The 14,290-nt window shown below is 47.3% G+C and carries 16 protein-coding genes; 1 reads left to right on the top strand and 15 read right to left on the bottom strand.

Going from position 1 to position 14,290, the window contains the following annotated elements; all coding sequences use genetic code 11:
* The coding region (locus Q0369_RS03855) for a hypothetical protein (protein WP_298096242.1) at positions 1 to 858 on the top strand (858 nt) is incomplete at its 5' end.
* Between the two features lie 359 nt (positions 859 to 1,217).
* On the opposite strand, the gene tgt is transcribed toward Q0369_RS03855, so the two are convergent.
* The 15 genes from tgt to aroB form a co-directional block, all read right to left on the bottom strand.
* On the bottom strand, positions 1,218 to 2,384 hold the full coding sequence (gene tgt, locus Q0369_RS03860; protein ID WP_298096245.1) for a tRNA guanosine(34) transglycosylase Tgt: 1,167 nt from the start codon (positions 2,382 to 2,384) through the stop codon (positions 1,218 to 1,220).
* Between the two features lie 298 nt (positions 2,385 to 2,682).
* A complete protein-coding gene (locus tag Q0369_RS03865) occupies positions 2,683 to 2,847 on the bottom strand; it encodes a hypothetical protein (RefSeq protein WP_298096248.1) in 165 nt (54 codons plus the stop codon).
* 39 nt (positions 2,848 to 2,886) lie between these two features.
* On the bottom strand, positions 2,887 to 3,021 hold the full coding sequence (locus tag Q0369_RS03870) for a hypothetical protein (protein ID WP_298096250.1): 135 nt from the start codon (positions 3,019 to 3,021) through the stop codon (positions 2,887 to 2,889).
* 186 nt (positions 3,022 to 3,207) lie between these two features.
* Entirely contained in the window at positions 3,208 to 3,552 is a 345-nt protein-coding gene (locus Q0369_RS03875) for a hypothetical protein (protein WP_298096253.1), read from the bottom strand.
* Complete coding sequence (locus tag Q0369_RS03880) at positions 3,542 to 5,623, bottom strand: heavy metal translocating P-type ATPase (RefSeq protein ID WP_298096257.1); 2,082 nt, start codon at positions 5,621 to 5,623, stop codon at positions 3,542 to 3,544. The genes Q0369_RS03875 and Q0369_RS03880 overlap by 11 nt, the downstream gene beginning before the upstream one ends.
* 3 nt (positions 5,624 to 5,626) lie before the next feature.
* Positions 5,627 to 6,112: a hypothetical protein gene (locus Q0369_RS03885; protein ID WP_298096261.1), complete on the bottom strand. Its 486-nt coding sequence runs from the start codon at positions 6,110 to 6,112 to the stop codon at positions 5,627 to 5,629.
* Positions 6,105 to 6,407, bottom strand: a complete 303-nt coding sequence (locus Q0369_RS03890) for a Cys/Met metabolism pyridoxal-phosphate-dependent enzyme (RefSeq protein WP_177386687.1) — start codon at positions 6,405 to 6,407, stop codon at positions 6,105 to 6,107. Before Q0369_RS03890 ends, Q0369_RS03885 begins: the two co-directional genes overlap by 8 nt.
* 8 nt (positions 6,408 to 6,415) lie before the next feature.
* Entirely contained in the window at positions 6,416 to 6,907 is a 492-nt protein-coding gene (locus Q0369_RS03895; RefSeq protein ID WP_298096264.1) for a hypothetical protein, read from the bottom strand.
* Between the two features lie 95 nt (positions 6,908 to 7,002).
* Positions 7,003 to 7,614 (bottom strand): hypothetical protein, encoded by a 612-nt coding sequence (locus tag Q0369_RS03900; protein WP_298096267.1) that lies wholly within the window; start codon positions 7,612 to 7,614, stop codon positions 7,003 to 7,005.
* A complete protein-coding gene (locus Q0369_RS03905; RefSeq protein WP_177386684.1) occupies positions 7,611 to 7,928 on the bottom strand; it encodes an HMA2 domain-containing protein in 318 nt (105 codons plus the stop codon). The genes Q0369_RS03900 and Q0369_RS03905 overlap by 4 nt, the downstream gene beginning before the upstream one ends.
* 65 nt (positions 7,929 to 7,993) lie before the next feature.
* Positions 7,994 to 8,521, bottom strand: a complete 528-nt coding sequence (mog, locus tag Q0369_RS03910) for a molybdopterin adenylyltransferase (RefSeq protein WP_298053221.1) — start codon at positions 8,519 to 8,521, stop codon at positions 7,994 to 7,996.
* 36 nt (positions 8,522 to 8,557) lie between these two features.
* A complete protein-coding gene (locus Q0369_RS03915) occupies positions 8,558 to 10,342 on the bottom strand; it encodes an AAA family ATPase (RefSeq protein WP_298096271.1) in 1,785 nt (594 codons plus the stop codon).
* The gene (gene mtaB, locus Q0369_RS03920; RefSeq protein WP_298096276.1) at positions 10,311 to 11,543 is read right to left on the bottom strand and encodes a tRNA (N(6)-L-threonylcarbamoyladenosine(37)-C(2))-methylthiotransferase MtaB; all 1,233 of its coding nucleotides are present in this window, start codon (positions 11,541 to 11,543) and stop codon (positions 10,311 to 10,313) included. Before mtaB ends, Q0369_RS03915 begins: the two co-directional genes overlap by 32 nt.
* Positions 11,540 to 13,249: a mechanosensitive ion channel family protein gene (locus tag Q0369_RS03925; RefSeq protein WP_298096279.1), complete on the bottom strand. Its 1,710-nt coding sequence runs from the start codon at positions 13,247 to 13,249 to the stop codon at positions 11,540 to 11,542. The genes mtaB and Q0369_RS03925 overlap by 4 nt, the downstream gene beginning before the upstream one ends.
* Complete coding sequence (aroB, locus tag Q0369_RS03930; RefSeq protein ID WP_298096284.1) at positions 13,246 to 14,277, bottom strand: 3-dehydroquinate synthase; 1,032 nt, start codon at positions 14,275 to 14,277, stop codon at positions 13,246 to 13,248. Before aroB ends, Q0369_RS03925 begins: the two co-directional genes overlap by 4 nt.
* Positions 14,278 to 14,290 lie beyond the last annotated feature (13 nt).

Raw genomic sequence — 14,290 nt, forward strand, 5'->3', positions numbered from 1 at the left:
TCGTCTCCTCAAAATTCCGCCGAAAATATCGCAGAGGATAGATCCGCCGCAAAAGTAACAAAAATCGCGAAAAAATTTAAAAAATTCAAACTTCCTCGCAAAACCAAACCCGCGAGTGCAAAAAAACCGAAATTCTTTGGATTTGAGTTCGTGCAGATGGACGATCCACGCGAGGGCGAGAACCTCGAGAGTAAAATTTACACCAACCCTATCCGAATGAGCGGCATCAAGGCCTACATTATGCCGCTTATTTTGATAGGCATCGCTTTGATCTTTAGAGCTCAGATCACCGAGTCGCTGCTGTCATTTAAGCAGATCCAAGAATATGTAAATCAAAACACCGTCTCGCTTACCTTTGATCTGTTTATCTATCTGATCTTTGCGCTGAGCTACATTTTGCCACTAAATCAAGTATTTATCTTCCTGTCGGCCGCCAGACACGATCAATACGCGGTGCGGCAGATCACGAGCTACAATATCTTTTTGATAATCTGCGTCGTCGCCACGGTTTTACAGAATGAAACCATAGGGCTTGACGCCTACGTGGCGATCTTTAGCATCGCCGTGGCGCTGTTTGGACTGCTATCGTATTGCTACAAGCTCAAGGCGTTTTTATATCTCATCTTCACGACCAAGGGCTCCTTACCGTTTCTCATCGCGCTTGCCGTGGAGCTCTGCGCTATTATCGCAATCGGCGTGATGGACGCGTTTGCCGGGCTTCCGGCACAGATCGCGCAAAGCACCGGTATAGATTTTAATACTATGGCGTGGAAACATATCGTTATTTTCGCAATCTCCGCGCCATTTTATATATTTTCGTTCATCTGTTTACGCCGCATAAAAAAGGCTAAAATTTAAGCTAGCGCGTAACGAAATTTAGTCCTTTAAATTTAGCGGCGGCGAAATTTTTATTCCGCTAGCAGATCTGTGGAATCAAAATTTGGCTCGCTAAATTTTAATCGTTAGCGCTAAAATTTTTCTCTTTTGCATTCGCATTAAAAAGCCGAACCGACGCCACCCCGCTCCATCAAAATTTTAAATTTCGCGCTATAAATTCCTTGCTACGCAGCTTTCAAAATTTTATCGCCCAAATTTCATCGCCCAAATTTTGCCGCGTTTAAATTTAGCCGTCCGCGCGCCGTATTAAAATTCCGCCCGCTGCCGCCGCGGCTAAATTTAACTACCGCGCTAAATTCCGCGCCCTCGCCTACTGAAATTTAATCTCGCGCCCCGCTTCGTGCGGCGTAGAATTCCCGCCTAAACTCCGCAAACCGCCCGCACACGATCGCCTCTCTCATATCCGCGGCAAGGCGCAGGTAATAATGCAGATTGTGAATGCTTGCGAGGCGGTAAAAGCTAAGCTCTCGCGCGCGAAATAGATGATTTAGATAGCCGCGGCTAAAGCGCTTGCACGTGTAGCAGTCGCAGTGCGGATCGATCGGATCGTGATCGCTGATAAAGCCCGCGTTTTTGATGCTGATCTTGCCGAAGCTCGTAAATAGCGTGCCGTTGCGCGCATTTCGTGTAGGCATCACGCAGTCGAACATATCCACGCCGCGAGCGACGTTTTCGACGAGATCCTCGGGCGTGCCAACCCCCATCAAATATCGCGGGCGCGCCGCATCGACGTACGGCATCATGGCCTCGACGGTTTCGTACATCAGCTCGTTTTTCTCGCCCACGCTAAGCCCTCCGATCGCAAGCCCGTCGAAGCTCATCTCGCACAGCGCTTCGGCGCAAAATTTACGCGCCTGCGGGTCGGTGCCGCCTTGGATGATACCGAAGATGTTTTGATGCGCGTGCAGGCCGCGAGATTTCATGGTCTCGTGATAATCTATCGCTTCGCGAGCCCATTTTATCGTGCGCGCAACGCTTAGATCGATCCGCTTTTTAAGCCGCGATCTATCGTCTGCGCTAAGCGCGCCCGGCTCGCGCGGCAGCTCCACCAAGTCGTCTAAAATCATCATAATATCGGAGTTTAGCTCATACTGCGTATCGAGCACCGAGCGCGGCGTGAAATAATGCATGCTGCCGTCGATGTGGCTTTTAAATTTTATACCGCCCTCGTCGTTTTTAGTGTTTGCGCGCAGGCTAAACGCCTGAAAGCCGCCACTGTCGGTCAAAAAGCTGCGAGGAAATTTCGTAAATCCGTGCAGCCCGCCGAAGCCCGCCACCACCCGCGAGCCCGGGCGCAGATACATGTGATAGGTATTAGCAAGGATGATCTGCGCGCCTAAAAGCTGCGCTACGTCCGTAGCATCGAGCGCCTTGACCGCACCCACGGTGCCGACCGGCATAAAAACGGGGGTGCGGATCGTACTGTGCGCCGTGCGGATCGTGCAGGCGCGCGCCGCGCCGTCCGCGCCGTCTATCTTAAAATCCATCTTGATCCTTTAAATTTTGCTTCTTGCGCGCACTCGGCGCGAAATTTTAAAAAGCGATTGTAGCGAAATTTAAATTTGCGGCAGGTAAAGGCGGGTTAAATTTAAAGGATATTATGAAATGTTTGCAGATTAAAATTTCGATATTGAGCGGCCGACACAGCCGCTAAATGTAAAATTTACCGGCTCTTTTATAATTAAAATTTAATCGAACGTTGCGAATTTAGCGAGCGCGGCGGCATTAGATCACGGCGCGCTTTATATTATAAATTTAAAGATGCGCCGAAATAAAATTTCGCACTTATGAAGCAAATTTTATAGCTATAACGCTACCATTAAATTTCTCCGCACCGCATGAGTCGGCAGCGCCCTTTGAATTTGAAACTTCGCTCTTTTCATCGCGCGCGCTAGAAAATCCGCTAAATTTATGACCATTACGGCCGCACAGCTGTTTTTCGCACGGCACGCCGTCGCCGTCGCCATCGGTATGCTGGGTGCCGCCCTCCTAAGCCCTGCCACACTCTCGCAGATACCGCGTCGCCTCTTCGCAGCTGCTAAACTGCGAGCAATAGGTCTTGGCGTTGCAATCAAGCCCCAAGGCAAGACTAGCCAATATCGAAAACAATAAAACCAATTTCATCGTCTCTCCTTAAAATTTTGATGGAATTGTATGGATAAATAGATAAATAATTAATAAAATAGTAAATTTAGCCGCGAACGGCGCAAATTTCACCGCTTGCGACGTTTTATTCGGCGGCTGTGTCTAAAGAAATTTAGCGGCTTTAGAGTTTATCTTTGCACTTTAAAGCCACGACGCACTATGCCGCTAGGCGCTTTTGCGCGCGCGAGGCTTTCTTTTTGCGGGAGCGCTTTTTACTGACGTACTTTTGCCGTCCGGCAGGTTTTCCAAAGCTAAATTTGCTACGGATCTCTTTCTGCTCCTGCTCTTTGCTTTTCTATTTTGCAAAAACTCGCTGTACGGCGAACCGTAAAGGCTAGCGTGCCAGATCGCGCTTGCCAGCATCACTGCACCCGAAACTTTATGCAGCTGCGACATGCGCAAGTTCATATTCAGCGCGGTTAAAGCTGTGATACCCATACTCACTCCCAGCGCCGTTTTAGCCGCTTTGCGCTGAAAATTTAGATCCAAAATTTTATCTTCAATGCTCAAATTTTACCCCTTTGATAGAATTCAGTAGTAGTCCTATCGTCGTGCCGTTGTGCAGCAGCGCCGTAGCTACGGAACTTAGCGCGCCGAAAGTCGCCAAAAATAAAATGATCGAATTTATCCCCACGGTAGCGTTGAAATTTCGATTTACGAGCCGCAGCGTGTCGTTGGCCAGCGCCTTTACCTGCGCGACGCCCTCGATGTCGTTTTTCAAAAGCCCGATCTGCGCGGAAGCCTTGGCGATCTCGGCGCCGTTTAGCATGCTGATACCGATGTCCGCCTTCATCAGGCTCGGCGCATCGTTTATGCCGTCGCCCACGAAGACCACCTTCCGCCCCTCGGCTTTTAACTGCTCTAAAATTTCGGTCTTTTGCGTCGGCAGCAATTCGCCGTAATAGCGATCTACGCCAAGCTTTTTGGCTACGGCGCGGGCTTTTGATTTCACGTCGCCGCTTAGCATGACGATCTGCCCTACGCCCAGCTCGCGAAGCCTAGCGATGACGGTGCGGGCATTTGCGCGCACCTCGTCTCTAAGCCCGATGAGCCCCAAAAGTCTACCGTCAAATGCGATGTAAAGCAGCGCGAGCCCCTTTTGCATCGCAAGATCTATGGTCTGCTCATGCGCCGCAAACGAGATCATCTCATCATCCTCCAGGAAGTGGCGCGAGCCGATGATGAGCTTTTTGCCCTCGATGCTGGTCTTTACGCCGTGAGCGACGACGAATTCCACCTCGTCGTGGTGTTTGTGGATAAAGCCGTGCTTTTTGGCGGCATCCACGATCGCCTCGGCTACGGGGTGAAAGTAATGCTCCTCGGCGCTTGCGGTTAAATTTAAAATATCGTTTTTACTGAAGCGCTCGTCAAACGATATGATCTCGGCGACCTCCAGGTTGCCGTACGTAAGCGTGCCCGTCTTATCGAATACGAAAGTATCGGCGCTCGCAAGCGACTCAAGAGCCTTGGCGCCTTTGATCAAAATCCCGTTTTTGCCTGCCTTTGAGATGCTTGACTTAAAAGCAACCGGCGTAGGTAGCTTAAGCGCGCACGAGTAGTCCGCCTGCAGTACCGAAGCTACGCTCATAAAATTTCGATTTATCAGATAGGAAACGCCCGCGAGCCCGAAGGTCACCGGCACGAGCTTGTCGGCCAGGTGGGTCGTATGCATGCCGATGCTGGAGCGCTCGTTAAGAGATGCCGTGATGTAGTGCTTGATACGCTGCGTGGAGGTGTTTTCACCGACGTTTTCCGCCCAGATACGGATCCTGCCCTCCTCCACGATCGTGCCGCTTAGCACGCTATCGCCGCGAGATTTTTTCACCGCGACCGATTCGCCCGTCATATTGGCTTGATTTATCATCGCTTCGCCGCTTACGACGTGTCCGTCCACGGCTATGACGTCGCCTGCGCCCACGACCACGATATCGCCTACCTTTAGCTTGGAGGTTGCGATTTTTACTTCGGTCTTTTTGCCGTTCTGTTCTATCTCGATCCATGCCTCGGCGATGTCCGGGCGGGCGAGCTCGCGGATTAGATCGTCGCTTTTATAAACGGTGCTTTCCTCCATGTATTCGCCAAGAGCGAGCATCGCGTTGGTGCTGTTTGCGGCAAATACATCGCCGCGAGCGAGCGAAATCCCGACAGCAGCAGCCTCCAAGCCCTTTGAAGTAAGCCCATGACGAAAGCTTTCTTTAATGCCCTCTTTTAAGATAGGCATGCACGCTACGATGCTAAATGCGCGCGCTAAAGGCGAAGTGCGAAAGATTAAATTTCCCCCTAATGCGAGAAGCGCTAAAATAAAGTCGTTTTTGCTCGGTAAATTTTTATGGCTAGCGGGGATAATTGATTTTAGCTCGCTTAAATTTAAGGCTTCAAGTTGCTTTAGAATTCCTGCCTTATCTACACCCGCGTCAAACTTAAGGATCAAAGAGCCGATTTTAGCGTTAAATCTCGCGTCCTGCACGCCATGAAATTTAGCCACGTTTTTAGCAAAAGCGCTCGCATCAATCTCTCTAAAACCGACGATTTTTAGCCGCAGTCTGGATTTAGTCTCATGTAAAATTTTAAAATTTTGCATCGACTACTCTTGCATCTCTGCCTTGGCGTCTTCGAATCGCTCCTTCATCTCTTCGATGCCCATCTGAAACATCTCGGTGCCCTTTGCGATGAGCTTAAAAAGCTTTTTTTGCGCGTTTTCGTCGGTGAGAAAATAGGTCGCTGCGGCCCCTAGAACGATACCTGTGATAAATGAGTTGCCACCAAATAAGCCGTTCGCGTTTTGCCTGCCACCCAGGGAATTAAAAATTCCACCGAAAGCAGAACCCTGAGTAGAATTTACATCACTTGAGCTTTGAGCGGCGGAATCTTTATTATCCGAGCCGCTGTCGGAGGCTGAGCTATTAAAAGGTGTAGAATTTACCCGCTCATTTATCCATTTAGCCCAACCGCCGAGCTTTTCGTCACCGGCAAAGCTACCCGCAGAGCCGCTAGCATATTTGTTGTCACCAAAATTGTAATCGTCTAGAATTTCTTTCAAATCTTTTTTTGTGATATAGGGATTACTCATTGCCTACCTTAAGAATAAAATTTCTACCCGCAATGAGCGCACCTACGCATACTGCGACGCCTGCCGCTGCGCGTAGATACTCGCCTTGTACGAGCTTATTTGCACTGTAAATCGCGCCGCCGCCGATGATACCGCCGCTTAGCGCAATATCCAGCGCATCGCGAATCGCTTTAGATTTGCTCTTGCCTTCTTTAGCTTTAACGAGCTCTACGGCGCAACCGCCGATCGCCCCTGCTATAGCGCCGCTTAAAACGTGATCCAGCGGCGAACGCTGTGTCGTAAGTGATCTATTCATTTAGGCCTCTATTTTTCTGATTTATCGTCTGCGGACGTAAATTTAGCCGAAGAATTATCGTCCATTTTTACGATCTGCGGGATATTAAGCGGAGTAGTAGATGCTGCGGATGTCTCACCTGCCGGTGTTTCGCCCGTCTTAGCGCTCGCAGTGGATTTTTTAGTTCTTTTAAATCCCGGTTTTGGTCCCGGTTTTTTTCTAGTTTTTTTTGCAGTGCTAGTTTCAGTGCTGGCGCTACTTGTCGTAGCTTTTTTACCGCCAGACTTTCTTTTACCTTTTACCGCCTCAGCAACATCGTCTAAGCCTTCTTTGGCTTCCGCAAAAATTTCTTTTGATTTTTTGCTTAATTTTTCTGCTCCGCCTTTGACGCTATTTTTTAGCTCCTCGACGCTTTTGCTACTTGCGATTTTATTCGCACCTTCTTTGATTTTATCTCGATTGTTATAAGCGTAAACCGCCGCGCAACCAAGCGCAAAACCTGCTAGAAATGGGATCGGCATTTCATTCTCCTTGTGTTAAGATTATAAAGTCATTTTATCAACTTTACATAGATTTTGATATTATAGCGACTTTTTTAGATTTTTGCAATCCTAATTTAATTTTTCTGCAAAATTCCTTTAATTAGATTAGAAAATGCACTATTTAAGATATTTTGCAAATCGTATTTTTGAAATATCCGCTCTAATCCCTGCGGATTTTTTAAAATTTCATTTAATAAATCAGCGAAATTCAAAGAGTTTAAATCAGCCTCGTATTTAGAATTTAATTCTTTTAAAATCGGCAAAATTTCATTATACGAAACCGCCTGCGCCTTATATAGCAGCTCTTTAAATTCCGCGTTATTGCACGAATTAATTAGATCGTCATAAAACATCATAGAGCTTTTTTCTATCAAAAGTGCCGAAGCCAAAAACTCATTCATACCTTTTGCAACCAGTGCCTCACTGCTATTTTCAGGAGGCGTAGCACCAAGCCCACAAGAATTTGCAAAATCTAGCATCCGCTCAAGTAATTCGGCTCGTAAAGATAGAATCTCTCCTAGCTTTTTATCTTGAAATTTAACTGCGCCCAGCGAATAAAACTGCAAAATTTGTGCCTCTTTTTCGAGCAAAATAGCAATATCTGCAATTTGCGCCTCATTTAAATTCCGAGATTTATTAGAAATTCTACGCGATTTTTTGGCACTACGCAATGTTTCTTCGCTCAAGAAATCGCCTCTATATTGGAATTTACGAGCGCTATTAGCTCAGGCGAACTGATGCCACTTAAAAACTGCTCCCAAAGGTGCATCGGAAAAATATTTTCGTCGTAGTGAATCGTCAGCGAGCCGATTAGAGAGTTAAATTTATACTCTTTTATCCCGCGAATTGCAGCTATTTTAGCCTTCAGGCTCTCCTCGCTCACGCTATCTCGCAACTCCCTAATTTTGGGACTTACACGAATACGAATACGACCTTTGCTGTGGCTGATTTTGCTAAAATATTTATGAAATTCCAAAATATCGTTGTGATTTATTTTCATATTTTTCCTTAAATTTGCACCCAAATAATATCATAAATCATTTAATTCCTGCTAAATTTTGCGAATTATTTGCGTTTAGGGCGAAATATTTTTATCTTATTTTCATCCGCTGTTATGTAATTTCCTCCCATTAAATCAATACAATACGGCACGGCAGGAAATACTGGCAGAAGGCACTCTTTAATCGCTTTTGGATTACCCGGTAAGTTTATAATCAGAGATTTTTTGCGAATCGCTGCTATCTGGCGAGATAAAATTGCCGTAGGCACGATCTTTTGGCTTTCTGCGCGCATTAGTTCGCCAAAGCCTGGCATTAATTTCTCACTTACCGCTTCGGTCGCTTCAGGCGTTACATCGCGTGGAGCAGGACCCGTACCGCCCGTAGTTAGCACTAAATCACAACCCGCTTCGTCGCAAAGATAAATCAGCTTATCTTTGATCTGCTCCAGCTCATCTGGAACTATTTCATAAAAATACTGCTTCTCGCAAGTTAGCCAATCATCCATCACGGCAATTATTTCTTTGCCTCCCAAATCTTCGTAAACGCCACCGCTAGCGCGATCACTTATCGTTAAAACACCTATTTTTACCATTTTCCTCTCCTTTATTAGAATTTTAAATTTTAAAATTTAATCGAAATTTAGCGTGCCGTCTTGCGGCTTTTCTTCAGAGCTTTCGCTATCTTTTTCCGGCTTTTGCAAATCTTGCTCTTGCGTGGCAGCGCCGTCCTGCTCGGTAACGGCGGGATCACATATACTTTGCACCCCCTCAAAAGTGATGAACTCATAGACGAAAATTTGCTTCGAAATTTGATTTAGCTTATCCTGCATCGTGCGGATTATCTCGCTTACCTCGTCGTAGCAATCTTGCAAAATTTTATTCACGCTCTGCGCGCTAGGGGTGAAGCTGTCGCCCATCGCGAGCTCAAAAACCATCTTTTGCGCCAGCGCGATAGCCTGCTTTACGTCGCTAGCGGAATTTGAAAAGGCGTCGTTTTTATGGATCTGTAGCGCCGCCATACCGCTTAAAAGCACTTTGATTTGATTTAAAATTTGCGTTTTGGATTCGATCTCGAAATCCTCGTTTAAAAATTTATCGTTTAAAAGCTCGATCTTTTCGAAATCAAACGAATACCAATACGCGCTAAGCGCCTTTGCGCCCTGATAGAACGCCTGGATCTCTTTTTCGTATTCGGTTAGAATTCTGCTTTTTTGCACGCCGTAAAAGACCCTCATTCGCACGTTTTCAAAATCGCTAAGCTCGATCGTATCGCTGCCGCGCTTAAGAGCGTTGATCGCGGCTTCATTTACCAGCGTCGCCACTCCCGCGCCGCTAAAGCCCACGCAGAGGCGGCTTACTTTGTTGATATTAGCGCTGCATCTTTTGCCCTCGAGGTAAATTTTTAAAATTTCGATGCGGTCTTTGTAATTCGGAAGCCCGATAAAAACGCGCCTATCAAAGCGCCCCGAGCGCAATAGCGCATCGTCGATCAAATTTATTTTGTTGGTCGCGCCGATTACCATCACGCCGCTATTTTCCTCAAATCCGTCCATCTCGGTCAGCAGCTGATTTAGCGTCGCTTCCCGCTCGTCGTTGCGCCCGATGCCGCGCTTGCCGCCGACTGCGTCGATCTCGTCGATAAAAATTATCGCGGGCGCACAGGATTTGGCCTTCGCAAACAGCTCGCGAACTCGCCTAGCGCCGACGCCCACAAAGACCTCGGCGAAGCTTGCGCCGCTTTGGTAAAAAAACGGCACGTCCGCCTCGCCGGCTACAGCTTTTGCAATTAGCGTTTTACCGACGCCCGGCTCGCCGATCATTAAAATTCCTTTTGGCAGCTTGATGCCGAAATTGCGATATTTTGCGGGATTTTTTAAAAAATCCACGATCTCGATAAGCTCGTCCTTAACCTCGCTAATGCCCGCTACGTCGCTAAATCTCACGTCGCTAACGCTCGGCGAAAGATCGCTGAGCTCTGCATTTGCGCCGCCTTGACGCACAGCGCCTACGCCGTCCATCCTGCGGCGCCTAGCCAAAACGGTTTCAAAATAATATACGAAGAGAAAAAATGCGAATGTAAAAATTACCAAAATCGCACTGATACCGCTCGTGCCATCATCCTTTTCTTTGCTGATTAGAGCGTGATTTGATAGCTCCTTAAGATCTACGAGATCGGTTAAAATTTTATAGCGTTTGCCATCGTAAACAAAGCTTAGCGTGCCGTCCTCGATATGCGCGCGCTTGATCTGATCTTTTCGCACCAGCTCGCTAAATTCGCGCTCGGTGATGTATCGCGAATCGTCTTTAAAATAAACGATCGAGAGCAAAACGATAAGCAGCACTAAAAAAATCAGAATTATATTTAGCTTGCTTTTTTTGATTTTATGCAAAATTTCCATCAAATTTAACCTCATAATCTCTTATCTCCATCCATTTTTTCGACAAATCCTCATCGCTTTTAATCCAAATTTTATCATAAAATTGATCATATCCTTCATAAAACTCTCCGTTTTTCCGCTCGATCAACACATTTAGCGGCACCTTGTGCGAAAGACGAAATTTATAATTATTCAGCGCCGTTATGTTTTGTAGCATCTTTAGCCGCGCCTTCGCCGTTTTGCCGTCTATGCGGCCTTTTAGCGACGCCGAAGCGGTCCCTTGCCTCGGCGAAAAGATAAAGGCGTGCAGATGCGTGAGCGGAAATTTTTTGAAATTTTCCAACGCTTCGAGCCAAATCTCTTCGCTCTCGCCCGGATGCGCGACGATAAAGTCCGTCCCCAGCGCAAACCCGCGCTCCGCAAGCTCGCAAAAAAGCTTCAAATCCCTTAGCGCGGAATTTCGGCGGCGCATTATACTAAGCATCTTTTGCGAAGTGTGCTGAAGCGCAATGTGCAGATGCCGCTCCAGCCACGGCTCGGATAAAATTTCGCGAAAGCTCTCATCGATCTGCGAGGGCTCGATGCTGCCTAGGCGAATGCGGCGAATTCCGCGGATCGCGCCTAGTTTTTGAAGCAGCGCGCCGAGGCTCGTGCCTGAGGCTTTGCCGTAGCTTCCGATATTGGTGCCGGTTAGCACGATCTCGCTAAAGCCGTTTGCGGCAAGGCTCGCCGCCTCTTTTAAGATCGCATCTTCAGAGCTACTTCGCGAGCGACCGCGCACCGAGGGGATTATGCAGTAGCTGCAGTTAAAATCGCACCCCTCTTGAATTTTAATAAAGGCTTTGGTGTGATCCTCGTAGTCGCTTACCAGGTTTTTTTCGACGCCGTCAAGACCTCCGATATCGTAAAATTTCGACTCCGAGCCCAAAAACTCATCGATCTTCTCCTTTTGCGACATCCCGAACACGCCGAAGACCGCGCCGTTTTTATACAGCTCCTCGCCGCGCGAAACCGCGCCGCAGCCGGTTAGCAATATCTTTTTACCGAGGCGGTTCATCTTATTTACGTAGTTTCGCACGTCCGCGTCGGCGCCGTTCGTAACGGTGCAGGAGTTTATCACGACGACGTCCGCGCCCTGCTCGTCGTGCGTGATCTCGCCCGATTTGAGGTTACTTTTGATAAGCTGCGTGTCGTAGATATTTGTGCGGCATCCAAACGTTTTAAAATAAATTTTCAAATTTCGCTCCCGGATCCGCTTCCTGTGGCAAAGCCCGCACCCTGCGCCGCTGCGTTTAAATTTTGCGAGCCTTGCTGCTCGGAGCCGAGATCTTGCGCCGCAAAATTTCCGCCCGCCGCCGCATAATTTTTGCCGTTAAAAAGAGTGTATGCGGGATAGGCGATCTTGATGTCGGGCTCGCTTCTTAGCGCATCTAAAATTTCAGCCGAGATGTTGCTGCGAAGCCCGAGCGTAGCGTAAGAGTTCGTCATATACCAAACCGAAATTTCAATGCCGTATGGCTCAAAAAAGCTGAAAATTCTAGGCTCGACGTTTGGATTTTTGATGCTGTATTGCGAGCGAAGCTTGCCCATCTGCTTTTTGGCGATGTCGGTGTAGCCCTTGGAATACTTCCGCACGATGTTTTTTATGAGATACATCGCCTTTTTATGGTTGCTATCAAATGTTAAAAGTATGCTAATGCCGTCCCAGACGGTCTTAAGTCCGCTGTGGGTGTAGTTTGAGATAAGATCGGTAAAAATATAATTATTCGGTATGAAAATTACCCTGCCTGCGCGTTTATTTTCTCTCCACGTAGTCATAGTAACGTCCTCGAAAATCGTCATCCTAAGCACCGAAATGTCGATGATATCGCCTACGTAGGTCTCGCCGTTTTTATGCACCCTGATGCGATCGCCCACGCGAAAGCTGCCGCCAAGCACGATCGTAAGCCAACCTAAAGAGCTCATAAACATATCTTTCATCGCAATCGCAAGACCTGCCGAGGCAAAGCCTAAAACCGTCACGAAGTGCGTCATATTCTCGATGTAAGAAAAGAGCAGTATCAGCGCAATCAGCGTGAAATTTAAAACGTTGATAGCTTTATTTACGATATAAAAATTCTCGTCGTTTTTGATATATTTTTTCGCCACTACCTTGCAGAAAAACGACAGCGCGACGACTACGAGTATCCATACGGCGATGTTTCCCGCACGCTTGGCCTGCGCTTTTATATCGGCGGTCTGCACGGCGATTTGCGAGTTGATCTTTTTTTCGTAAACGTCGTACGTGGTCTGCGCGATCTCATATGCGGAGCTGAACTCTCCGAGCTCGTAATCTAAGCTTTTAAGCTCCGCCGCAGCGCTTGCGTCCGTATCAATCTGCATCAAACGCTCATATAGCGCCCTTTTTGCTTCAAGTTTATCGATTAAAATTTTGATATTTTCGATGGCGTTTTTCTGCTCCATCTTTTGAGCTTGTAAATTTCTAATCGTAGAAAAACCGGAAATTATCGAAAAAGGGTTGGTAATGCGCGCGGGCTCGGGAGTTTCGGGCATCGCGATGATATCTAAAAACGGGGATTTTTCATACTCTTTTAGCAGCATGAGCTGCTCTTTTACGGCGCGGAGTCTTTTCTGAATCTCTGCGATCTTATCGGTGCCGGCGCTCTTTTTTAGCTCCGCTTCGAGCTGGCTGGATTGCTTTTGTAAATTTTGATAGCCGATGAAATTTGAAAAGCGCGAAATCCAGATATTATTTTTAATCTCATCGTCAATAACACGGATCTGATCTTTTAGCGACGCGGATAGCTTGGAATTTTCATCTTTCTTCTCACTAGCGGCAGAGCTAGCGTTGGATTCTAAGCGCGTGTGCGCGGCGGAGAGCGTAGAATTTGCCTCGCAAAATGCAAGATTAAAAATCAAAAAAATAGCTGCAAGCGCTCTCATTCAAACTCTTTCAGCGCTGCGATTACTTCATCTTTTGCGATCTCTTTGGAAGCGTAGAATTTACCGATGCCGTCGGGCAGGATAAATTTTATCTTGCCGTTTTCGCTTTTTTTATCGAGAAAAAACAGCTCGTAAAATTCCGCCGCATCCTCTACGTGGAATTTTATCGGAAGCGCGAATTTTTGAAGCACGGCGCGGATCTTCTCCTCCTGCTCGCCGCTTAGCTTACCGAGGCGTCGCGCTAGCGCATTTGCCATCACCATGCCGATCGCCACAGCCTCGCCGTGCAAAAATTTTTTATAATTAGTAATTTTTTCAATAGCGTGAGCAAAGGTGTGTCCGTAGTTTAGCACTGCGCGCACGCCGCTTTCGCGCTCGTCACGCTCTACAACGCTTGCTTTAATCTCCACACAGCGCGCGATTACGTGTGAAATTTCATCGGCGCTTTTTAGATCGTGCGTCTCGAAAAATTTAAATAGTTCGACATCAAAGCATACAGCCATCTTTACCGCCTCTGCTACGCCCGCAGCAAACTCCCGCGCAGGAAGAGTAGATAAAAATTTGCTCTCGCAATAAACCGCGCGCGGCTGGTAAAAGGAGCCGATTAAATTTTTACCGAAACGATTATTTACGCCAGTCTTACCGCCGACGCTCGCATCTACTTGCGCTAGCAAGGTCGTAGGTATATTGATAAAATCGATGCCGCGCTCATAAATGCTCGCACAAAAGCCCGTTATATCGCTGATGACGCCGCCGCCAAGAGCAATGAGCGTGCTTTTGCGATCAAGCTTGGAGCTGAAAAGCTGCTCTAAGATTTGCTCCACGCTCGCGGTATTTTTATACTCCTCGCCGTCTGGGATCGTGATGATAAATTTTTGCTCGCAATCTAGCCGCTGCAGTAAGAAATCAAGCCACAGCCCCCCTACTTTGGGATTTGTCACGATAGCGACCTTACCGCTAAGTTTTAAACTATGCAATTCGTCGATAAAAACGCTGTATTTTTTGTCTAAATTAAGATCGATTTTCATACGCTAGCCTTTG

Origin of the sequence: uncultured Campylobacter sp. (genome assembly GCF_938030685.1) — a bacterium.
Taxonomy (GTDB): domain Bacteria; phylum Campylobacterota; class Campylobacteria; order Campylobacterales; family Campylobacteraceae; genus Campylobacter_B.

Excerpts from the sequence above, each read along its gene's own strand:
- Q0369_RS03925 (WP_298096279.1), bottom strand. The coding sequence starts at position 13,249 with ATGAGAGCGCTTGCAGCTATTTTTTTGATTTTTAATCTTGCATTTTGC.
- Q0369_RS03870 (WP_298096250.1), bottom strand. The coding sequence starts at position 3,021 with ATGAAATTGGTTTTATTGTTTTCGATATTGGCTAGTCTTGCCTTGGGG.
- tgt (WP_298096245.1), bottom strand. The coding sequence starts at position 2,384 with ATGGATTTTAAGATAGACGGCGCGGACGGCGCGGCGCGCGCCTGCACG.
- Q0369_RS03890 (WP_177386687.1), bottom strand. The coding sequence starts at position 6,407 with ATGAATAGATCACTTACGACACAGCGTTCGCCGCTGGATCACGTTTTA.
- Q0369_RS03895 (WP_298096264.1), bottom strand. The coding sequence starts at position 6,907 with ATGCCGATCCCATTTCTAGCAGGTTTTGCGCTTGGTTGCGCGGCGGTT.
- Q0369_RS03915 (WP_298096271.1), bottom strand. The coding sequence starts at position 10,342 with ATGAGGTTAAATTTGATGGAAATTTTGCATAAAATCAAAAAAAGCAAG.
- aroB (WP_298096284.1), bottom strand. The coding sequence starts at position 14,277 with ATGAAAATCGATCTTAATTTAGACAAAAAATACAGCGTTTTTATCGAC.
- Q0369_RS03880 (WP_298096257.1), bottom strand. The coding sequence starts at position 5,623 with ATGCAAAATTTTAAAATTTTACATGAGACTAAATCCAGACTGCGGCTA.
- Q0369_RS03905 (WP_177386684.1), bottom strand. The coding sequence starts at position 7,928 with ATGAAAATAAATCACAACGATATTTTGGAATTTCATAAATATTTTAGC.
- mog (WP_298053221.1), bottom strand. The coding sequence starts at position 8,521 with ATGGTAAAAATAGGTGTTTTAACGATAAGTGATCGCGCTAGCGGTGGC.
- Q0369_RS03885 (WP_298096261.1), bottom strand. The coding sequence starts at position 6,112 with ATGAGTAATCCCTATATCACAAAAAAAGATTTGAAAGAAATTCTAGAC.